The sequence below is a fragment of the Hyphomonas sp. GM-8P genome (assembly GCF_003263315.1).
Lineage (GTDB): Bacteria > Pseudomonadota > Alphaproteobacteria > Caulobacterales > Hyphomonadaceae > Hyphomonas.
In genome coordinates this window covers 1-20,925 of the sequence record NZ_AWFE01000071.1, presented here as the reverse complement: position 1 = coordinate 20,925, position 20,925 = coordinate 1, and the positions used below count along the sequence as shown (strand labels likewise).

Here is a 20,925-nt window from a genome sequence, read left to right as displayed (position 1 = left end):
CGCTCAGCCCCCGGTCTCGTCCGTCTCCGGATAACACGGGCCGTCATAGACCGGCAGGCGAATGTCCATGACAGAGCGGTTGGCGTAGGCGATGCAGGCCTGTCCGAACCCGCGGATCACGTCCGTCGCCTTGTTCTCGGCCCAGGAATGCGCGCAGGCGGCCTGGTCGGCGGCGGGGCTGTCGGCTGAAGTGCCGGGCTGCTGCTGCGCGGTGATGAAGTCCGACACACAGCGTCCATACACTTTCACGCCCAGCAGGAAGCCGTCGCGCAGCGATCGGGCATCTTCCATCTCGCCGGCAGACTGGAATTCCACGCCTGAAAAGTCCGGCACGGCCAGCGTACCGCAGGATTTGGCCACGAGGCCGCGCCCCTCTTCACTGATCTCCGCCGGGCAGGTGCGATAGTCACCCGCCGCCTGCACCGGCTCTGCCGCGGCGGGCAGGGTGGCCAGAAGACAGATGGCAAAGGTCGCAACGCGCATGACGGAACTCCACTCGGGTTCTGTTTTTATAGACATAATCGCGCGCCGGGGCACGCCCTCTTGCTCATCCGGGCGCAACCTTGGCTTAAGACCCCCGTGCGAAAGTGGTGTATTCTTCGCGAAGGAATGCGTCCTTGCCTCAGCTGATCGGCCTTGTCCTTGTTGTTACGCTCGTCTTTGGCGGCCTTGTGTTCACGGGCGGCCACATGGCGATGGAGGCGCTGCCCCTCGAACTCGCCCTGATTGGCGGGGCCGCCGTGGGTACGCTGGTCATCGGCAATTCGCCCGCCGTCGCCAAAGAGGCCGGGGCGGGGGTGCTTAAGGCGTTCACCGGCGCCAAATGGCGGCAGGAGGACTACCAGTCGATGCTGGTCCTACTCGGCACGCTGATGCGCAAGGCCCGAAGGGGCGGCTTTGTCTCCATCGAGGCCGACATCGAAAACCCCATGGAGTCCGAAACCTTCGCCGCCGCGCCCACCATCCGCGACGATGAGGCGGCCCGCTCCCTCATCTGCGACGCCTTCCGCCTGATGGCACTGGACCTGTCGGACCCGGCCCGCGCCGAGGCGCATATGGACCAGTCGATCCATCAGAACCTTGGCCGCCGTATGAAGGCCGTCGCCGCGCTGCACACCGTGGCTGACGCTCTGCCGGCGCTCGGCATCGTGGCCGCCGTACTGGGCATCATCCGCACCATGGGCTCGATCGACCAGTCACCTGCCGTGCTGGGCGCGATGATCGGTACGGCGCTGCTCGGCACTTTCCTCGGCGTGTTCCTCGCCTATGGCGTGGTCGGGCCGCTGGCCGCGCGTTTCGGACAGGTTGTCGAAGACGAAGCCGTCATGCTGGAAACCGCCCGCACAACGCTTGCCGCCTTCGGAAGTGGCATCCAGCCCGGCATCTGCGTCGAACTCGGCCGCGCCGCCATCCCCGCAGACTTCCGCCCGGATGCGGGAGCAGTAGAGCGCGCCTCGACTGCTGCGCGCTTTGCGGGGCGCAGGGCGGCATAGATTGACCCCGTCGGCGACGCACCTAAACACTCCCCGGAATGCCTGTTCTCCGCCTTGCCACGTTCAATTGCGAAAACCTGATGATGCGCTGCGATTTTGCCCATACGGGCATTGCGCGGGCCCGCGAGCGGCTGACCGAGGTCGACAATGCGGTGGTCGCGGAGCAGGTGGATTCGGTCTTTGACGTCCTTTCGGAGGATGACCGGACGCTGACCGCCGAGGCGCTGGCGGTCACGCAGGCCGAGGTTTGCGCCCTGCAGGAGGTGGAGAACCTTGTCACGCTGACCGCGTTCGACACGCGCTACCTGGCGCGCTGGTCCGGGGCCGAGTTCGATGAACGCGTCCTCCTGGAGGGGAACGACTCCCGCGGCATTGATGTCGGGCTCCTGTCGCGCCTCCCGGTGATCCACTATCGCAGTCATGCGCGGGAGACCTATGGCACGCTGGGGCTGAAGCCGCCAAATGGACTGAGCGTCAACGACTATGCCTTCCGGCGCGACTGCCTTGAGGCGGATATCCTGAAGGACGGGTGCGTGCTGACGCTTTTCGTCTGTCATTTCAAGTCAATGTTCGGCGGCCGGCACAGGACCCGCGCCATCCGGGAGGCCGAAGCGCAGGCCGTGCGCCTGATCATTGAGCGCCGCTTTCCGGATCCCGCCTCTGCCGAATGGGTGATCCTTGGCGATTTCAACGACTATTTCGAACGCGACGGGCAAGCCCTGCACGATCATGGCCTCGGCCCCCTGATCGATGACGGGTTTGCTGTCGACCTCGTCACCCATGCCGTCGCCGACCCGTATGACCGGTGGACCCACCACTATAATGGCGACGACACATATGGCGCGCTGGACCATATCTTCCTCTCCCCGGCACTTGCGCAGCGCAATGCGAGACCACACGTACGCATCGTTCGTGCGGGAACCCCTTTTCGCGCGCGGCGTTATGAGGGGGCACGTTTTCCTGGCGTAGGCTGGAGCGAGCCGAAGGCTTCGGACCATTGTCCGCTGGCCACGACACTGCAGTTTGAAGGACGCCCGCTGGAGCCGTAAGATCTGTTCCGGTAACGCACTTTCCCGAATGTTTGGAGGCCCGCAGCCATGTCCCGTTTAGACAAGCTGGTCGAGACCGTTGAGATCTATCAGGCGCTGGCCACCGAGAATTACGACCGGATTCGCGGCCTCGCTGAACAGATCCGTGGCGGCCTGTGTGATTATATCGGCATGGGCGAGATACCCTGCGTCTACCTGGTGCCGCCAACGGGCCAGTTCGAGCCGAAAGCCTATGGCGATGCCGCGTTTTCGATGCCGCCACGCGGATTCCGAACGCTGTCACCGGTGGCATTCGGCCTGGCTGTGCGCCTGTCCCGTGGCAATGACTGGCTGCGCATCACGATGGAATGCCGGAAAGTGGGTGAGACCTTCAAGGTCAGCATCGAGGACGGTTCGGAATACGAATTCAAGCTGCCTATCAGTTTCGAGACCCAGCTGCCTTTCTATGATCACATCTACTCCCACATTCTGAACTGGTTTACCGATCAGATCGAACGCTACAAGAATGGCGAATACGGCAGCCGGGTGATCGGCTTTGACTTCGCAGATGACACGAACCAGCAGGACGTTTAGGTTTCCGCTGGGGCATCACCTGAGATGGGATACATATGAACGGCTTTGAGATTGCCCTGGCGAGTGCGGGGTCAAGCGAGCTTATCTTTGCCTGCGCCCTGATCGGGGCGCTGGGGATCGGCGCGCAATGGCTCGCCTGGCGGCTGCAGGCGCCGGCCATCGTGCTGATGGCGCTGGCAGGCCTTGCCGTCGGCCCGCTCTGGGCCGTGATTTTCGGTGAGGCACTGCTGGACCCGCAGCGCGTGTTCAATGGCGGCGGCAAGGAGCTGCTGCGCCCCATCGTGTCGCTGGCTGTGGCCGTGATCCTGTTCGAGGGCGGCCTTGTCCTGAAATTCGAGACCCTGCGCGAAGCTGGCGCCGCCGTGCGCCGGATGGTCTTCCTTGGCGGACCTCTGGCCTGGTTCCTGGGTTCGCTCGCGGCCCGCTATGTGGCCGGACTCGATTGGGGCAGCGCCGTTGTGTTTGCGGGCGTACTGGTGGTTACCGGGCCGACGGTGATCATGCCGCTGCTGCGCCAGTCTAAGCTGGGTGGCCGGGCAGGGGCCTTCCTGAAATGGGAGGGCATCGTCAACGACCCGGTGGGCGCCTTGTTCGCCGTTGCCGCCTTTGAAATCATCCGAGTTGCCGCGACCGGCGAGTCCATTCTCGGCAAAGGCGCGATGATCGTCTTCGCCGCGGCACTGGGCGTCGGCCTCGGTATCGCCTTTGGCCTCGGCATGGTGCGCGCTTTCCGTCAGGGCTGGACGCCGGAATACCTGAAAGCGCCGATCATCTTCGCCTCGATCATCCTCTGTTACGCCATGGCCGAGATGATCGAGAAGGAGATCGGCCTCGTCGCCGTCACCGCCTATGGCATGACGCTGGCCAATTCGCGCCTCGCTGGCCTCAATGAGCTGCGCAAGTTCAAGGAAGATATCGCCGTCCTGCTCGTCTCCGGCGTGTTCGTGATCCTGACGGCAAACCTGACGCCGGACGTGATCCGGCGAGCGCTGACCTGGAACACGCTCGCCTTCCTGATGGTGATGCTGTTCGTTGTGCGCCCGCTGTCGGTCTGGATCTCGACCTTCGGCACGTTGAAGCGGAACGAGGCGCTGCTGCTCGGCTGGATTGCGCCGCGCGGTGTGGTTGCCGTGGCCGTCTCCAGCCTGTTCGCGACCCTGCTCGCCGATCTCGGCCGTCAGGGCGATTCCAAATTCTACTTCTCCGGCGCCGAACAGATCACGCCGCTGGCCTTTGCCATGGTGTTCACGACTGTCGTACTGCACGGCTTCACCATTGGCCCGCTGGCCCGGCGTCTGGGCCTCGCCCGCAAGGAGCGGCCAGGCGTGCTGCTGGTCGGCGTCAATCCGTGGAGCATCGATTTTGCCCGCACGCTAAAGGATATCGGCATCGAGCCGATCCTGGCGGACAATACCTGGCGGCGCCTGCGCCCCGCGCGCGAAGCCGGCCTCAGCACCTTCTTTGGTGAGGTCCTGTCGGAAGATGCCGAAGTGCGGCTGGACCATTCGGCCTTTGACCAAGTGCTCGGCCTGTCGGCGAACGAGCCCTATAACGCGCTTGTCTCCAGTCATTTCGCGCCGGAACTCGGCCGCCACAAAGTGTTCCAGCTATCGGCCCAGGAGACCGAGGAAGACGATCACCGCACACTGGGCCTCTCCACGCGTGGCCGCACGCTGATCCGCCGGGGCCGCAGCTATGATAGCCTGATCCGCGACCATTATCGCGGCTGGGAATTCTCGAAGACGCGCCTGACCGAAACTTACGATATCGAGCACTTCAAGCGCGACCGCCCGAAGGCCGATATCGTTGCAGAGCTCCGTCCGGACGGCACGCTGAACTTCCTCGGCCCTCATCGTGAGGTGAAGGGCGGTGAAGGCGTGATGCTGATCAGCTTCGGCCCACCGCGCGAAGCAGAGGCCCCGGCAGCCGAGGCTGTGGAAGAATCCTCCGAGTCTCCGGCCACCGCCTGACGCAAGCAGAGTATCGAATCCGTATTGTGTACTGAGGTGGGTTCTGCGCACGAGTTCTCCCGCCGCTGGCGCACCTTCCCAAGGGGCCGGGTCTTTGTTTTTATGCGGATTATTCTCCGGCGGCCTGCAGGCCTGCCCCATGGGTGCGCAGCCAGGACCTGTGACGCTTCCAGTCCGGGCAGCATCTGGCCACCTGTGCCCAGAATTTCGGCGAGTGATTCATCTCAAGGATGTGAGCGCATTCGTGCGCGGCCACATAGTCCAGCACGTCCGGCGGGGCCATGATCAGGCGCCAGGAAAAGGAAAGCTGCCCGTCATGCGTGCACGACCCCCAGCGCGAGCGCGTATCCTTTACCGAAATGCTCTTGTGGACGACGCCAAGTGTGGCCGTGTGGCGCTTTACCGCGCGGGTCAGGTCCGCCCGGGCCTGCTTCTTGAGGAAGCGCATCACACGCAGGTCCATCGTCTCCGGGTCACCCGGAACACTCAGTAATCTCGGGGAAATTTCGTCTTCAGGCCAGATTTTCGCGATCCGTCCCTCGCCTTCCGAGGTGAGCTGGAGCGGGGCGCCTCGATACTGGATCATGGCGCCTTCCTCGAACCGGACAGGTTCCGGCAGGTGCTGCAGGCGCATCGAGATCCAGTCGGCGCGTTCTGCAGCAAAGGCTGCAGCATCCTTGATCTGTCGGCGTGACGGGGCGACGGCGACGGCCTCGCGGCGGCGTTCATCGAGGCGCAGAATCAGCCGTCTGGCCTTGGCATTTACCTCAAACCGGACCCGCACACGATGCCCGTTCGGGGCACGTAGTGTCATTGTCTGGCCATTGTTGTAGGTCATTGCTAAGACTTCCGCTCAAACGCCGGATTCGCGTGCATTCCAATACCCAATTATTCAGAGGGCCAACATATGAAATATTTGCTGACGGGCGTTGCCGCCATCACAATGCTTACGGCTTGCGGGCAGAAAGACAAGCCGGATGACGCCGCCGTGCCGTCAGGAATTGTGTTCTCCGAATCCAAGATTCCATCCTACTCAGTCCATAAAGGAGATGCAGGATCGGCTGCCGCCGCCCTCGCCGCCATGTCGCTGGAAACTTCCGGCTCCGGCAATGTCACCTGGGACAAGCGGGCCCTCAATGGCGACAAGGCCGTCTTCACCGGCGTCACCATCGTCACGTCCGCCTATGAGGCCGACGATGAGGACGAGATCTCCGAGCTTGATGGCGCGGACCTGACGGTTGCAACGCTTGAACTGGACGGTCTCGCCATGCTGGACGGTGAGCCGAGCTTCTCCCGTATCCTGCTGAACGACATCACCTTCGTGCCGACAGATCCGGACGAGGCCGAAAATGGCTCCGGCAAGATCGGCTCCATCGACCTCGTCAATCCGTCTCCGGAAACCGCCAACTGGGTCGCCAGCCTGTTCTCCGAAGATGAAGTGCCGGACCTGCCGGAAGGCGACGCCCTCGCCTTCGACCATTGGGCCGTCAAGGATGTCGATTTCCGCATCGACGATCCCGATGGTGAAGAGGGCACCTTTACCATCGGCACAATCGAAGTGACGGGTCTCAAGGAGCAAGCGGCCGCCCTGATGAAGCTGGACGGCCTGACCTTCGATATGTTCGACCCGGTCGAAGATACCAAGATGAAGCTCAATCTCGCCTCTATCGAGATGCGCGGCGCAGACCTTGGCCTGCTGACCGATGCATCAGAAGACGCGGCAGACCCGGAAGAGGTCTCGCAGATGATGAATCTGGCGGGGCAGGACCCGGCCAATCCGGGCTATGAATCCCTGACGCTCAACGGCTTCGACATGGACATGGCCGGCGTGAAGATCGACCTGCCGAAGCTCGTCTCCGCCGTTGGTCGTGACAAGAAGAACGGTGTCGTCGCCGTGAAGACCGAGCCGTTCAAGGTTTCTCTCACCACGGATGAAGGCAAATATGGCGAGCAGCTGGCCGGCCAGCTGGCCATGCTGGGCTATCAGGAGCTGGAACTGTCCGGCGCCGGATACCAGACCTATGACGAGGCCTCCGATCTCACCACCTATAAAAAGGGTGAGAACTTCTGGGAGCTGAAGGACGGGTTCCGCATCGATTTCGGTGCGCAATATGCCGGCGCCAAGGCCATGGCCGAGGCAGACGCATCCGACGATCCGGCGGACATGCTGGGCGATACGCTCGACAACATGATCATCCACAATATGGAACTGTCGATCGACGATGACGGCTTCATGGACCGGGCTTTCAACGCTTATGCCGCCCAGTCCGGGCAGGACCCGCAGGAGATCCGCAACCAGCTGACCGGTCTCCTGGCCATGGCGCCGATGATGGCGGCTGGCAGCGGCATCGATCCTGAGCTGCTGACCGAGGCCTCGACAGCGCTTTCCAGCTTTGTGACCAGCCCCAAGACGCTGACCATCAAGCTCGCTCCGGCCGAGCCGCTGGCCATGTCCACGCTGGCCGACATGGAAGACCCGTCGGCCCTGACGAAAGAGAAGCTCGGCTTCTCCGCCGCCAACGAATAGGCTTCCTGACCACATGAGGAGCGCGCGCATCCTTCTGGGTGCGCGCGCTTTTCTTTTTTGCGGGCCGGGTGCATAGCGTATCGCCATGAAAATCGCATTCTTCGGAGACGTCGTCGGAAAGCCCGGCCGCCAGGCCGTGTTGGACCATCTGCCGGGCCTGAAAGCCCGCCTGCAGGTCGACTTTGCCATCGTCAACGCAGAGAACGCCGCCGGCGGCTTTGGCCTGACGAGCGCCATCGCGGAAGAGTTCTTCAATGCGGGGGCGGACTGTCTGACCCTTGGCGACCATGCCTGGGACCAGCGCGAGGCGCTGACCTATATCGAGCGGGAGCCGCGCCTCCTGCGCCCCGTCAATTATCCTGCCGCGGCCAATGCGCCGGGGAAGGGGGCGCATCTCTTCGCCCTGCCGGATGGCCGCCGCATCGGCGTGATCCAGGCGCAGGGCAATGTGTTCATGAAACAGACGATGAGCTGCCCGTTCGACGCCGTGGACGCCGCGCTCGATTCCATGCCGCTCGGCGCCGTGGCGGATGCCATCGTGGTCGACATGCATTGCGAGGCGACGTCAGAGAAAATGGCCATGGGCCACCATTGCGACGGCCGCGCCAGCCTCGTTGTCGGCAGCCACACCCATGTGCCGACCGCCGACACGATGATCCTCGAAGGCGGCACGGCCTACCAGACCGATGCCGGCATGTGCGGCGACTATGACAGCGTCATCGGCATGCAGAAGCAGATCTCGCTCTATCGCTTCCAGACCCAGCTGCCCGGTGACCGCTACCAGCCGGCCCTCGGCGAAGGCACGCTCTGCGGCACCTATGTCGAAACCGACGACCGCACCGGCCTCGCCATCCGTATAGAGCCAATCCGCATCGGTGGCAGACTGAGCGAGATGGTGCCGGGCTGAGTCTATCCGGCGAGGATTGTCCGCAGGGCGTTCGCAATCACAATCGGGTTGCGGTCTGTCCGCTTCACGGGTGGCGGCGGATTGCCGCCGGCCAGCCTGTGCACGGCCGTCATGGCGGAGCGGACGGAGTATTCGACCGTGAAGACGACATCGTGCGGTTGTTCGCAATACTGGCCGAGGCAGGCGAAGTTGCTGGCGCCTGCAGGCACGACATCCGGCCGGTCGCCAGCGCGTCGCGGCATGAACTGGCTGGTGATCAGCGGCATCATGCAGGGCCGGACGATGGCATCGCAGAACATGGCGTCTGCCTCGTCGCCGAGCCTTAACTGGCCCGCAAGCTCCGCCAGGATCTCGTCGCCCGAGCACTCTGCCATCGGCTTCTTCACGAAGTCACCCTCCCGGTCGCCGAGCAGGCCATAGCCCCAGAAGACATAGGTGCCATCTGCCTGCTGACGGAAGTGCGGCTGGTGGAGCATAACGAAGCACAGCATCCAGCCAGAATCGGCGATGGTCACCAGGCCGCCCGTACCAGTCCGGTTGCCGGAAAAGCGCTCCATGTGATCGACGAAGGCCGGATTCTTCAGGGTCACCGTGAAGGATTCCCAGCGTGTGCGCGTAACGTCCGGGCAGAACAGGTCCGGCCGTCCGAATACGGGCGTCTTCGCCGCGAGGTTTTGCCACAGCGTCCAGGCGCTCTCCGTCTCCGGGGCGGGCGGGGGCGCCGTGTTCGACCCCTGAACCGAATTGGCCGTCATCGAGCCGAGCGTAAAGAAGACGCGGTCATGTTCGGAAACCGGCATGGTCTCGCGCCGCCCGGCCCGGTCGAGAATGAGTTCGGCGACGCTGAGCGCCTCTCCCGGCCCGTCAAGGCTCGCATCGACAATCTCCGTGCCCGTCGCGAACGTCACGCCCCGTTCTGTCAGCCAGTCCACGATGGGCGCGATCAGCGAGTCATACTGGTTGAACCGCGTCCTCAGAACGCCTTCCATACGGGTGAAGCCTGGGAAGAGGTGGATGAAGCGCTTCAGGTAACGCGCGAGCTCAACCGCGCTGTGCCATGTCTGGAAGGCAAACATCGTGCTCCACATGATCCAGAAGTTCGACTGGAAGAAGGCCGCATCGAAGCAGTCCTCAATCGCCTTTCCATCCAGCGTCTTTTCTTTCACCAGAATCAGGCGAGCCAGGTCCCGCATGTCGCGCAGGCGCAGGCCGAGGCGCGTGTCGGCCTTCGCGCCATTCCGGATAAGCCGGCAGCGAGAAGATCCGGGTACGTCCCGGTTGAAGGCGAATATGTCCTCCTTCGCTGACAGACCGTCCGGCAATCTGCTCGGAATGGATTGCAACAGGTCGAAGGTGCAGATGAAGTTCGGCTCGAACATTCGCCCGCCGCGCACGAGATAGCCTATGTCCGCATCGCCGGACCCGTCGAGGCTGCCGCCGAAGCGGTCTTCCTTCTCGAAGATCGTGACCTGCTCGCCTGCAACGTCAGCATCGCGGATCAGGAACACCGCCGCCGCCAGCGAGGCGATCCCGCCCCCGGCGAGATAGTAATGCGCAGGCCGTTCCGGTTCGCGTGTCATCTGCCGCCCTCCCTGACGGGTTCAGCTGCCGCGGGCTGTGTTATTTCTTCAGCGCGGCGCTTATCGGATCAGACAGCGTTTTCGCCGCCCTGCCAAGTCGGCGATCGCTGTTAGGGAAGCGCACTTGTAAAGCATCATCACCTCCCGCGCCGCTGAAGCCCAAAGGAAATCGTGCAGGGTGATTGATGGTGCTATTCAGGTGCAGATTGCAGGGCGGTGAGAACGGCGGAATCTCTGTCATAGATATCATCCAGGTAGCGGATGCCTCCCAGCCCATCACTGACCGTGGTGAGGTAAAGGATATGGACAGGTATGCGCGTGCTGAGCGTGGCGCGTGTTTCTTTGCCCGACGCAACTGCGGCGTCCACCTTTGCAGCATCCCAGCCGGATGTTTCCGACAAGAGCCATTTTGACAGCTCGATCGGGAACTGCGTCCGCAAGCAGCCGGACGAGAAGGCCCGCTGCCGTTCAGCGAACAGCCCCCGCGTTGGCGTGTCGTGCAGGTATACATTATACGGATTGGGAAACATGATCTTCACCTGACCAAGCGCGTTCATCGGTCCCGGTGCCTGTCGCAGTCGATAGGGGAAGTTCGACGGCTTTAATGAGGCCCAGTCTATGCTTGCGGGGTCCACAACCTTGTTCGACCGGTCAAGTACCTGGAAGCCCAGTCGTCCTATGGTGCCGGGGTCTTTCTGGAACATGGGCAGTTTGTCCGCTCGGGCCAGACTGTCCGGCGTTTCCCACCAGGGATTAAACACGATGTATTCGATTTCGTCGGAAAACACAGGCGTCCGCCGGTAGGGCTTGCCGACAATCGTCAGGTGCGTACTCTGAGAAATACCGTTTTCGAAGGCTGTTACCTCGAAGGATGCGATATTCGCCCGTAGATGCCGGCGGCCGAGGGAATCGGGCAGCCAGCGCCAGCGCTCGAGGTTGACGCGTAATTGTGCAATCCGAGCCTCAATTCCCTTGTTCAATAGACGAATTGTAGCAGCACCGGCTACACCGTCTGAGTCCAACCCTTCCGAAGCCTGAAAGGTTTCGACTGCGTTTTTTGTGGCTTCGTCAAAATTATCGCTTCCCGCCCTGGCTTCCAGCAGGCCAAGTTGAGACAGGCGGGCGCGCAATGAGGCGACCCTCGGGCCTGACATACCGGATTTCAGTGCCGGCCCTTCTTCCACGGTGATGATTTTCAATGCTTCGGCCGCCTGCTGAGCTGCCAATTCTGCCCGCATCGCCTGATAGACCGGCTGTTGCGGGGCGAGCGCTTCAAGCGTGGCTGATATCTCTCCACTCTCCAGCGCGCTCGACAGGCTGGCTGAAATATCTGCTTGCCGGGCAGGAATGGTCCAGCTTGGCTCGATACTCACAGGATTCAGCTTGCCTTGCAGCAGGTGGGAGGCGGCCATCAGCCATGCGGCAGTGGCCAGCCGGTCACGCTCTGCGGGGTCTCCGCGCGCAGCTTCCAGCGCGCCGAGATTGTAATCTTCCGGATTCAGACCATGACTCGAAATGCCTTTCAGGGCGGAAAGCAGCTCGTCGAAATTCTCATCGGACCAGACCTGTTCGACCCCGGCCTCTTCATAAAAGGTCTCGGTCACGATGGGCGCAATATCTGCCGCGTGTGCAGTCTCCTGAACCGGCTGGGTTTGCGTACAGGCAGTCAACAGCAATGCGGCAGCCGCCTGGATGATAATAATGGGCTTCGGGCGCATGGAGCTTCCTCTTCAACTGACCGCTTTTCATTCTGGCGGTGAATACGCCGCTTCGTCCAGTCTTAGCTGATGGAGGAGCGGCAGACTAACGTGTCCGGAATGATCCGTTATAGTCAGGCCAGATCATGGCGTAGTCGGATTTCGTCCTGTGGCAGTTATCCCCCCGCACGCATCACGCCTCCAATCCTGCCGCCATCATTGCCGCGAAAAGAATTCCATCCGACACCTCCGTGCCCGGAGTTATAGTCCGGCACATGTCGCTCTTTCATCCACCCGCCTGGTTCCCGCCGCAGCTCGCCTTTCTCTGGCCTCTGATCTGGGTCCAGGTGCTGATGCTGCGCGCGCATTCCAATGACCGCCTTACCGTCGCGTGCGACGGGCGGGCCGCAGTGCCGGCATATCTCAACTTGCAGCCCCTCTCCCTCTGGAGAGGGGGGATGAGGGGGTAAAGGCATTGCCGTATGCCATGCACTCGCTTGTGTTTCGTGGCCCCTCACCCCCAACCCCTTGTCCCAAGGGAGAAGGGGCCTTCACCTGCCGCTGCCGGATACCTGACGCGTCGGCTGACCCCCGAAAACCAAACCCACCTCACCAAGCGCCGTCACGGGCGCCGCACGTGCTGGCGATCACGCTTTCGCGAGGGCTCTTGTATTGAACCGAACGATCGGTACATAAGCCGGGTCGAAAGACAATAACCCTTCAAACGACCTCTGAAGTCACCCTGATCAAACAAGGAAATTCAAATGTCCCGTATCCCGACCCCCGCCACCGTTGAAGATGCCCCGGCCGCGGCACACACTTCGCTGAACGGCGTGAAAGCCGCGCTCGGCATCGTGCCGAACCTCTACCGCCTCACCGCCAACAGCCCGGCCGCCCTGGACGGCCTGCTCTCGTTCAACGGCGCGCTCGGCAAAGGCCAGCTGCCGGCCGCAACTCGGGAGCGCATCGCGCTCGCCATCGCGAACGTGAACGGCTGCTCCTACTGTAACTCGGCCCACTCCTACATCGCGGCCAACATGCTGAAACTGCCGGAAGACGAGATCATCCGCGCCCGTGGCGGCCGTGCCTCCGATGCGAAAGCTGATGCGGCTGTGGTACTCGCCCGCAAGATCGCCATCGCCCGCGGCGCCGTGAAAGACACCGACATCACCGAAGCACGCGCGGCTGGCCTGTCGGATGGCGAACTCGTGGAAGTCGTCGGCCACGTCGCCCTCAACGTCTACACCAACTACCTCAACGAGGTATTTGGCACCGAGATCGACTTCCCGGTCGTCACCGCCGAGCGCGTGGCCGAGCCGGCCTGAAGCCAACGCTGAGGAAGCGCCTGACGGGCCCAAAAGGCCCGGAAGGGGAAGGACGGGGACTCTCCCACTCGTCCTTCCCCGAACGCGCGTCTGAAATCCGCTTTGATTTTACCGGTCAGTTGCGGAAGGGTACACCAATGACCGCTGCTGCCAGAACTTCCCATTCGCGCGACGAGATCGTCCGCAAATTGTTCGACCTCTTCCGCCATCGCGGTTTCGAGGGTGCGGCCCTGTCGGACATATCGGAGGCCACCGGCCTTGGCCGCTCCAGCCTCTATCACCACTTCCCTGGCGGGAAGGACGAGATGGTTGCCGCCGTCGCAGACTTCGCCCACGGCCAGATCGAACAGAACATCCTCGCGCCATTGGCCGGGGAAGGGCCGCTGGCGGACCGGGTTGCGGCGATGCTGGAAACGACCAGCGCGATGTATGATTGCGGGCGGGAACCCTGCCTGGTCGCCAGCCTCATGGTCTCGCCGGGCCTCGCGCCGGACTCTGTCGGAAAGGTGCAGGCCATCCTGAATGACTGGATCGCGGCGCTGGCCGCTGCGCTGGAAGGCGCGGGGCTCCCGGCGGCCGAGGCGAAGCGTCGGGCGACCGCGGCTATCATCGATATCCAGGGTGCGCTCCTCGTCGCCCGGGCCAGCGGCGATACCGGCGTTTTCACCGATGCCATGGAAACCGCCCGCCGGGACCTGCTCGAACCGGCCTGACCTTCACGCCTGAACCGTCCGGCTTGGCCTGCGGCGCCCCATGCGCTAAAGCCCTGCCTTTCCAGTTTCGAACCGCTGCCGAGAGGGTTTTCATGGCCGGCCACAGTAAATGGGCAAACATCCAGCACCGCAAAGGCGCCCAGGACAAGAAGCGCGCCGCGCTGTTCTCGCGTCTGTCCAAGGAGCTTACCATCGCGTCGAAAATGGGCGGGCCCGATGCGGACGCCAATCCGCGCCTGCGTCTGGCCATCCAGAACGCCAAGGGCCAGTCGATGCCGAAGGACAACATCCAGCGCGCCATCGACAAGGGCCAGGGCGGTGGCGGCGAAGACTATATGGATATCCGCTATGAAGGCTTCGGCCCCGGCGGCGTCGGCATCATTGTGGAAGCCTCCACCGACAACAAGAACCGCGCCGCGACCGATATCCGCACGGCGTTCTCCAAGAATGGCGGAAACCTCGGCGAGACGGGCTCTGTCTCCTTCGGCTTCGACCAGGTCGGCGAGATCGAATACCCGCCGGAAGCCGGCAGCGAAGACGAGATCATGGAAGCCGCCATCATGGCCGGTGCCCAGGATGTCGAGTCCGACGAGAGCGGCCACTTCATCTACACCGCTCGCGAAGACCTGCAGACGGTGGCCGATGCGCTGACCGAACATTTCGGGGACGCGGTCGAAGCCAAGTCGACCAAGTTGATCTGGAAGCCACAGAACACGGTGCCGATCGAGGGCGACGCGGCTGACACGCTGATGAAGCTGCTCGACGTGCTGGATGACCTCGACGATGTCTCGAACGTCTACGACAATTCCGAACTGTCGGATGAGGAAGCCGCCCGCCTCGCTGGCGAGTGATCCGGACAGCAAACTGGTTTAAGGGCTGACGAGGCGGATCTGGCTGCGGCCGCTGTCTTCACCGGCAGAGGCGGCGACATGCCAGCCGAGCGCCTCGTAAGCCTTGCGCGCGCCGAAATTCTGCGTGTCCACATCCAGCGTCAGCGGCTGGCCGGCCTCTTGCCGGGCAACTTCCAGCAGGCCGCGGCCGACGCCGCAAAAGCGCCAGTCCTCATGCACGAAGATGTGGTCGACATAGGCATCGGGCGGCTGAAGCGTGAGGAAGCCGATGATGCCGGCACTCGGCTCTTCGGCGACCCAGATCTTCGCGCCGGGCAGGGACCGGATCAGCCGCGCCACATAAGGCCGGGGGGCTCCGCGCCACGGGAACTTGCGCAGACAGGACATGAAGATCGACATGCAGGCCTGCCCGTCGCTCGTTTCATAGTCCCGTATGTGCCAGCCGGCTCCGGCATGAATGTACATGCCCTAAAAGTAGCAACGGAATTCTGTGCGTCCACTGTTTCTCGGCTGTGAACGCTGCAAAACTACATCTGCATCGTCCAGCCTTCGACGCCCATGGCCGCCTGACGGATCGCTTCCGACAGGGTGGGGTGGGCATGGCAGGTGCGGGCGACATCTTCCGAGGCCGCGCCGAATTCCATGGCAACGCAGATCTCGCCGATCATCTCGCCAACGCACGGGCCCATCATGTGGGCGCCCAGAATGCGGTCGGTGTTCTTGTCGGCCAGGATCTTCACGAAGCCAGTGGTTTCATGGTTCGTGCGCGCGCGGGAGTTGGCCATGAAGGGGAACTTGCCCTTCTTGTATTCGATGCCGGCTTCTTTCAGCTGGTCTTCCGTCTTGCCGACCCAGGCGATCTCCGGGTTCGTGTAGACGACGCTCGGCACCAGATCATAGTCGACATGGCCCGCCTTGCCGGCGATCAGTTCGGCGACGGCCGTGCCGTCATCCTCGGCCTTGTGGGCCAGCATCGGCCCGTGGATGCAGTCGCCGACCGCCCAGACGCCGTCAGCGGCCTTGAAGTGACCGTCGGTCACTTGCACGACACCGCGCTTGTCGGTGGTCACGCCAACATTCTCAAGACCCAGGCCATCCGTGTACGCACGGCGGCCGACGGCCACGATCACGACATCTGCGTCGAGGGTTTCGGTGTCGCCGCCCTTGGCCGGTTCCATGGAGAGTTTCAGCTTCGACTTCATCTTCTCGACGCCGGTCACTTTCTGGCCGAGGCGGAAGGTGAGGCCCTGTTTCTTGAAGACGCGCTGGGCTTCCTTGGCGATCTCGCTGTCGGCGCCCGGCATGATGCGGTCGAGATACTCGACCACGGTCACTTCAGCGCCGAGGCGTGCCCAGACCGAGCCCATCTCGAGGCCGATGACGCCGGCGCCGATCAGGATCAGGCGCTTTGGCACAGCGGTCAGCGACAAGGCGCCGGTGTTCGTCACCACGCGCTCTTCATCGATCTCGATGCCTGGCAGGCTGACTGGCTCGGAGCCGGTGGCGATGACGATGTTTTTCGTTTCGAAGGTCTGGGTGCCGCCCTCGTTCAGGGTCGCTTCGACTTTGCCCGGCCCGAGGATCTTGCCGCGGCCCACGATGTAGTCGACCTTGTTCTTCTTGAAGAGGAATTCGATCCCCTTGGTCAGGCCTTCGACGGCGTCGTCCTTCTGCGCCATCATCTGGGTGATATCGATTTCCAGCTTGCCGGTCTTGATTCCCATGCCGGCGAAATCTTCCTGCGCACCGCGATAAAGGTCGGACGCGTGGAGGAGGGCCTTGGACGGGATGCAGCCGACATTCAGGCAGGTGCCGCCGAGTTTGCCGCGGGATTCGATACAGGCAACCTTCAGCCCGAGTTGTCCTGCGCGGATCGCGCAATTGTAGCCGCCGGGGCCGCCACCGATGATGACGACGTCATAGGTCTCTGCCATGGGAAATTCTGCCTTGCGAAAAGGGGCCTGAGGATTCGAGCGCCAACCTAGGCATTTGCGCCCTGAAATCAATGCGCCCTTGGTAGGGAGAGCAGCTTCAGTTGCGTTGCAGGATAAATAGCAGGCCCATCAGCACAATCAGAATGCCCGAAAACACGGCTTCATCCATCCAGAGCACCGAATTTGCCCCGGAAAGCGCCATCGTGGCCGCCAGCAGCGCGAAAACGCCCACACCAATCAGGCTGAGCAGGGCGCCGAAAGGTTTGCCGAAGCCTGCCAGCAGGCCGCCGATCACAGCGACAAAGGTGCCGAGTATGCGCAGCAGGCTGGTTGGCGGGGAGAGAAGGGCATCAGACAGGGGGCTGCCGCGCGAAACGATCACGTTCACTGTGTGAATGCCGCCCCAGAGCAGCCAGGCTGCCAGCACGGCCAGTGCAAAGCCGGCGAGATTGCGAACGGTCATAACAAGCCTCCCTCATTATCATTCTTGAGGGGACCATACGCCATGTCGGCGTAAAGCGAAGTAAATTCAGGGTCTGCCGGTCTGGCCGGGTCTCAGGCGAGGCCTCGGGCTTCCAGCACTTTTTGCCGACGGGCAGCGGCCTTGCGGCCATGATGGGCAAAGCTGGCCCGTTGGCGCGCGACGGCGGCTGGGACGAAACCGGGCCGGGTCTTGGGCTGGCCGAACACATGCTTGCGCACGACAATCGGCTCTTCGCCCTCAGCAGATTGCTGGACGACGATGGTCTGGACCACGGGTTGCCGCACCTCTTCGGGCTGGGCTTCTGCCTGTTCAACCGGCCGGGCAGGGCGGTAGCGCAGCTCCCAGACGGCGATCAGCAGCAGGACGCCGACGGCGCCGAGCCCGGCCACACCGCCTTCGGCAATGCTCGGGTTTTCCCACCAGCCGGGTTCGAAGGTGACGAGGTAGAAGACCGGAAAGCCTGCGCCCATGCCGCAAAGATACCAGGCAACCCCGCCGCGGCGGCGCGCAGCCACCATGGCGGCAGAGCAGTAGAAGCAGAGCGCGGCGAGCAGATAGGGTCCGCCATTGTCGATGCCGAGCTGGCGCCAGTTCACCGTGGCGAGGCCATCGGCCAATTGGTCATGGGCCAGCCAGCTGACGGCCATCATGATCGACGGCCAGCGCACGGCTGTCAGCGCGCCAAAGGCAAAGGCGATCGCAAAACAGGTAATCAGGATGGCGATAAGCTGGCGGAGCATGCTTAACGCCGTACCACGCGCGTGGTGACGATCCGCTGAACGGAATCGTTGAAATTCGTTCAGTTTTGCCTTTTGGGGCGATTATTCCGCTTTGCTCTCCAAAGCGTCATACATGAGGGTCACGCAGATTTCCTGCTCATACTCGAAATCGGGCACGTAGGCGCCTGACGCCGGGTCGAGCGTGTAGGTCACCAGACGATCTTCGCCTTTGATCTCGCTGGTAAATTTGTAATCGACCAGGAAAGAGTCGGCGCTTGTTCGGGAGGGCTTGATCCGGCCTTCCAGAACGCAGGGCTTCAGCTCTTCATAGGCGGCGCCAGTCGTGTCATCCCGGGTCGTCACACTGGCGCGGAATGCAGGCCCGTCCGGTGTGATTTCGATGACGTCCTCTTTGGCGACCACATAGCCCTGACCCATCCAGCCGGCTTTGACCATCATGGTCGGATAGTTCAGAAGGCCGGTGCGGAGCGAATAGTCTGGCGGTTGGCCGAATCCATTGCCAAAGGCAAGATCCTGCCAGGTGCCAATCACCTCACCATCCTTGATGTAGTGGGCGCTGATACGGCCGGCAGCCACATGCGCATCTTCCTTGTTGGTCCCCTTGGAGACCAGGGCGATATAATCATCGAACCTGACGGCGAAGGCGGGTTCGAAGGTAAACGTCTCCATCCGGCCGCCAAACTCTTCACTGGCTTTGATTTCAACGGTCGCCTTGCCAAAGTCGCCATAGGCGGCGGCGAAGGCCTGATCGAGATCACTGCCGCTCATCACCAGTTCGAAGGGTTCAGGCCGCTCGGTAACGGCCGGCTTTTCGCAGGCGGCAAAGCAGAACTCGTTGTAAAGAAGATTGTTGGTCCAGGGCAGCTGGCTGCGATTGGTGCGCCCGGCCACCCGGCGCTGGGCGGCGGCGAAGGCGTCTTCGGCTTTCTGGCCAGGCCGGCGGATTTCCTCGGCCAGCACCGGCGCATAGACGCCCTCCTTGGCCACATCGTCGAGGCCGGTGGCATAGGCGATCAGCATGTCCGGGCGTGCCTCCACGCGGGAGAGGCCTTTGACGCCGGCCTTGTAGCCGGAAAAGCCCGGCACGTTCCGGCAGGCATCGAAGACCAGGAAAATCGCACGGGCGCCGGTGGCGGCAAACCCGTCGCGCTGGGTCTGCATGTCGAGGCCGTAAAAGGCAAGGTCGGAGGCGGCAACCAGTTCCGCATCCACGCCCAGAAGGTAGGAATCCCCGCTTTCGGGGTGCTGGGCGCCATGGCCGGTATAATAGACGAACGCCACCGCATCGGGCCCGGCTGCATCGACCTTGCGGCGGAAGGCGTTGAGCGTCGAGGCAAGGTCACGCTTGTTGAGGTCATGTGCGCGGGTGACGTCGAAACCGGTCTCGATCAGCGCGCTGGCAATCGTGTCGGCCTCCTGGCTGGCGCTGGTTACCCGGGAGAGATCTCCGGTGTAGTCGGTCTGGGAGATGACCAGGCCAAGGCGGGTTTCAGCGATTGAGGCGGCGGGCAGCAGAAGAAGGCAAGTGCAGGCCAACGCCACGCGGGCCAGACGGGTCTGACAGAATTGCTTTATTCGGTTCACCGGATCAGGTCCTCCCACACCGGGGAAAACCTAGCCTTATGGTTAAACCGCGTCGAGAGGGAACGGCTTTTCCGATCAGGCTTCAGCGAAGGGCACGATCCGGGTGGCGAGGAAGGTCGCAACGATTGGCAGCAGCAGGCCACCAGCGACCATCCAGGTCGGGTGGGAGACCGACAGAAGCACAGCAATGGTCAGCAACAAGACCGCCCCGGCGACCACGAGCGCCGAACGGCGGGCGCCTTTTGATATCCGCAAAGCGGCCCAGACGCCGACGAGTGCCCCGAGGAACCAGGACAGCACGACCATGGCCTTCGCCCCGACGGGGGCGGCTGCAACCGCATCGCGAACCTGCTGTGGAGAGGGGTTCGCGGGAAGCTCAGGTTGCGGAAACAAGAAATGGCCCACCATCTGGATGAGGGCGACGACCATCATGGCTAACACGATACCTACGACGGCGCCTGCCAGCTTGCGCGTCATAATTCAGCCTCCCAGCTAAAGTGGCTGAGTAAATGCCACGGTAAAGGCTAGCCCGCAAATGCCTTTTCTATAACAAATTCAGCGGGTGAGGCGTTCGAACCCTCGGTCAGACCGGCCTTGATCATGAGGGCTTTGGTGTCCTGGATCATTTCCATGGAGCCACAGATCATGCCCCGGTCCGTGGCAGGGTCGAGCGGCTTAACCCCCAGATCTTCAAAGAGTTTTCCGGATTCGATGAGGTCCGTGATACGGCCCTGATGATCGTGCGGTTCCCGCGTGCAGGAGGTGTAGAGACGGAGCTTTCCTTCAACCATTTCCCCTACGAGAGGGTCGTTAATCAAATCGGCCACCAAATTTCGCGAATAGGTCAATTCTGCCGCTTCACGGCATGTATGAGTGACAATGACCTCATCATATCGCTCATACGTCTCGGGATCGCGCACAAGGCTCGCGAAGGGCGCAAATCCCGTCCCGGTTGAAAACATGTAGAGCCGCTTGCCTGGAAGGAGAGCATCCAGCACAAGCGTGCCGGTCGGTTTCTTGCCCAGCAGCACCTTGTCGCCGGGCTTGATGTGGCACAGGCGCGAGGTCAGCGGACCGTCCGGCACTTTGATGGAATAAAACTCCAACTCGTCGTCCCAGGCAGGGGAGGCGATTGAGTAGGCGCGCAACAGCGGTCGGCCGTCTTCCTTGGGCAGGCCGATCATCACGAATTCGCCCGAACGGAAGCGGAAGCTCCGCGGGCGGGTGATGCGGAAGCGGAACAGGCGGTCGGTGTAATGTTCGACCGCAAGGACGGTTTCTTCCGTCGGCGCATTCGGATTGACTCGAGCGGCCCCAGCGGCGGCTCCGGTCGCGTCAGCGGACATGGCAGACCCCTTATCGATATCAGTCAGCGGCAGATGACTATCACACGGCTGGATTGCAATGTGGCAGAAGAACGCTTCAGATTTCCTCAACAGTCCGCCGAGTCTGCAGGAAAATCGGGGGCACAAAAAAACCCGCCGATTGGACCGGCGGG

Annotated in this window: 21 protein-coding genes; 10 read left to right on the top strand and 11 right to left on the bottom strand. The window is 62.6% G+C overall.

What is annotated here, in order from left to right:
* Window positions 1-3: 3 nt before the first annotated feature.
* Window positions 4-483 carry a hypothetical protein gene (locus HY26_RS10150; RefSeq protein ID WP_034761400.1) on the bottom strand — a complete coding sequence of 160 codons (480 nt, stop codon included), beginning with the start codon at window positions 481-483 and terminating at the stop codon, window positions 4-6.
* Window positions 484-617: 134 nt separating this feature from the next.
* Between HY26_RS10150 and motA the strand changes: the two genes are divergently transcribed.
* From motA to HY26_RS10130, 4 genes are read left to right on the top strand one after another with little or no spacing between them, the layout of a single operon-like run.
* A complete protein-coding gene (motA, locus tag HY26_RS10145; RefSeq protein WP_112073516.1) occupies window positions 618-1,493 on the top strand; it encodes a flagellar motor stator protein MotA in 876 nt (291 codons plus the stop codon).
* Window positions 1,494-1,531: 38 nt separating this feature from the next.
* Window positions 1,532-2,542 carry an endonuclease/exonuclease/phosphatase family protein gene (locus HY26_RS10140; protein ID WP_233351591.1) on the top strand — a complete coding sequence of 337 codons (1,011 nt, stop codon included), beginning with the start codon at window positions 1,532-1,534 and terminating at the stop codon, window positions 2,540-2,542.
* A 48-nt stretch (window positions 2,543-2,590) separates the two neighbouring features.
* Entirely contained in the window at window positions 2,591-3,115 is a 525-nt protein-coding gene (locus HY26_RS10135; RefSeq protein WP_034761406.1) for a hypothetical protein, read from the top strand.
* 35 nt (window positions 3,116-3,150) lie between these two features.
* Window positions 3,151-5,085: a sodium:proton antiporter gene (locus tag HY26_RS10130; protein ID WP_112073515.1), complete on the top strand. Its 1,935-nt coding sequence runs from the start codon at window positions 3,151-3,153 to the stop codon at window positions 5,083-5,085.
* A 109-nt stretch (window positions 5,086-5,194) separates the two neighbouring features.
* On the opposite strand, the gene HY26_RS10125 is transcribed toward HY26_RS10130, so the two are convergent.
* Window positions 5,195-5,923: a M48 family metallopeptidase gene (locus HY26_RS10125; protein WP_034761407.1), complete on the bottom strand. Its 729-nt coding sequence runs from the start codon at window positions 5,921-5,923 to the stop codon at window positions 5,195-5,197.
* Between the two features lie 69 nt (window positions 5,924-5,992).
* On the opposite strand from HY26_RS10125, the gene HY26_RS10120 reads away from it, so the two are divergent.
* On the top strand, window positions 5,993-7,612 hold the full coding sequence (locus HY26_RS10120; RefSeq protein ID WP_034761413.1) for a hypothetical protein: 1,620 nt from the start codon (window positions 5,993-5,995) through the stop codon (window positions 7,610-7,612).
* 85 nt (window positions 7,613-7,697) lie between these two features.
* A complete protein-coding gene (locus HY26_RS10115; protein ID WP_034761414.1) occupies window positions 7,698-8,519 on the top strand; it encodes a TIGR00282 family metallophosphoesterase in 822 nt (273 codons plus the stop codon).
* 2 nt (window positions 8,520-8,521) lie between these two features.
* Here the strand turns inward: HY26_RS10115 and HY26_RS10110 are convergent, their stop codons facing one another.
* A complete protein-coding gene (locus tag HY26_RS10110; protein ID WP_112073514.1) occupies window positions 8,522-10,099 on the bottom strand; it encodes an oleate hydratase in 1,578 nt (525 codons plus the stop codon).
* 191 nt (window positions 10,100-10,290) lie between these two features.
* Complete coding sequence (locus HY26_RS10105) at window positions 10,291-11,817, bottom strand: murein L,D-transpeptidase (protein ID WP_112073513.1); 1,527 nt, start codon at window positions 11,815-11,817, stop codon at window positions 10,291-10,293.
* Between the two features lie 743 nt (window positions 11,818-12,560).
* Between HY26_RS10105 and HY26_RS10095 the strand changes: the two genes are divergently transcribed.
* The 3 genes from HY26_RS10095 (at window position 12,561) to HY26_RS10085 (ending at window position 14,685) form a co-directional block, all read left to right on the top strand.
* Window positions 12,561-13,121 (top strand): carboxymuconolactone decarboxylase family protein, encoded by a 561-nt coding sequence (locus tag HY26_RS10095; RefSeq protein WP_112073511.1) that lies wholly within the window; start codon window positions 12,561-12,563, stop codon window positions 13,119-13,121.
* Between the two features lie 137 nt (window positions 13,122-13,258).
* Window positions 13,259-13,834, top strand: a complete 576-nt coding sequence (locus HY26_RS10090; protein WP_112073510.1) for a TetR/AcrR family transcriptional regulator — start codon at window positions 13,259-13,261, stop codon at window positions 13,832-13,834.
* A 92-nt stretch (window positions 13,835-13,926) separates the two neighbouring features.
* A complete protein-coding gene (locus HY26_RS10085; RefSeq protein ID WP_034761422.1) occupies window positions 13,927-14,685 on the top strand; it encodes a YebC/PmpR family DNA-binding transcriptional regulator in 759 nt (252 codons plus the stop codon).
* Between the two features lie 18 nt (window positions 14,686-14,703).
* On the opposite strand, the gene HY26_RS10080 is transcribed toward HY26_RS10085, so the two are convergent.
* The 7 genes from HY26_RS10080 to HY26_RS10050 all read right to left on the bottom strand — a co-directional run bounded on the left by HY26_RS10080 (window position 14,704) and on the right by HY26_RS10050 (window position 20,773).
* A complete protein-coding gene (locus HY26_RS10080) occupies window positions 14,704-15,150 on the bottom strand; it encodes an N-acetyltransferase (protein ID WP_051599510.1) in 447 nt (148 codons plus the stop codon).
* A gap of 62 nt (window positions 15,151-15,212) precedes the next feature.
* Window positions 15,213-16,619 carry a dihydrolipoyl dehydrogenase gene (gene lpdA, locus HY26_RS10075; RefSeq protein ID WP_034761424.1) on the bottom strand — a complete coding sequence of 469 codons (1,407 nt, stop codon included), beginning with the start codon at window positions 16,617-16,619 and terminating at the stop codon, window positions 15,213-15,215.
* Window positions 16,620-16,716: 97 nt separating this feature from the next.
* The gene (locus HY26_RS10070; RefSeq protein ID WP_034761426.1) at window positions 16,717-17,082 is read right to left on the bottom strand and encodes a hypothetical protein; all 366 of its coding nucleotides are present in this window, start codon (window positions 17,080-17,082) and stop codon (window positions 16,717-16,719) included.
* A 92-nt stretch (window positions 17,083-17,174) separates the two neighbouring features.
* Complete coding sequence (locus tag HY26_RS10065; protein WP_034761428.1) at window positions 17,175-17,843, bottom strand: hypothetical protein; 669 nt, start codon at window positions 17,841-17,843, stop codon at window positions 17,175-17,177.
* Window positions 17,844-17,924: 81 nt separating this feature from the next.
* Window positions 17,925-19,427 (bottom strand): caspase family protein, encoded by a 1,503-nt coding sequence (locus tag HY26_RS10060; protein ID WP_158531466.1) that lies wholly within the window; start codon window positions 19,425-19,427, stop codon window positions 17,925-17,927.
* Between the two features lie 75 nt (window positions 19,428-19,502).
* The gene (locus HY26_RS10055; protein WP_034761432.1) at window positions 19,503-19,904 is read right to left on the bottom strand and encodes a hypothetical protein; all 402 of its coding nucleotides are present in this window, start codon (window positions 19,902-19,904) and stop codon (window positions 19,503-19,505) included.
* A gap of 47 nt (window positions 19,905-19,951) precedes the next feature.
* Complete coding sequence (locus tag HY26_RS10050; RefSeq protein ID WP_112073531.1) at window positions 19,952-20,773, bottom strand: ferredoxin--NADP reductase; 822 nt, start codon at window positions 20,771-20,773, stop codon at window positions 19,952-19,954.
* Between HY26_RS10050 and HY26_RS19230 the strand changes: the two genes are divergently transcribed.
* The coding region (locus tag HY26_RS19230) for a hypothetical protein (protein WP_233351593.1) at window positions 20,684-20,925 on the top strand (242 nt) is incomplete at its 3' end. The two genes, HY26_RS10050 and HY26_RS19230, sit on opposite strands and share 90 nt — an antisense overlap.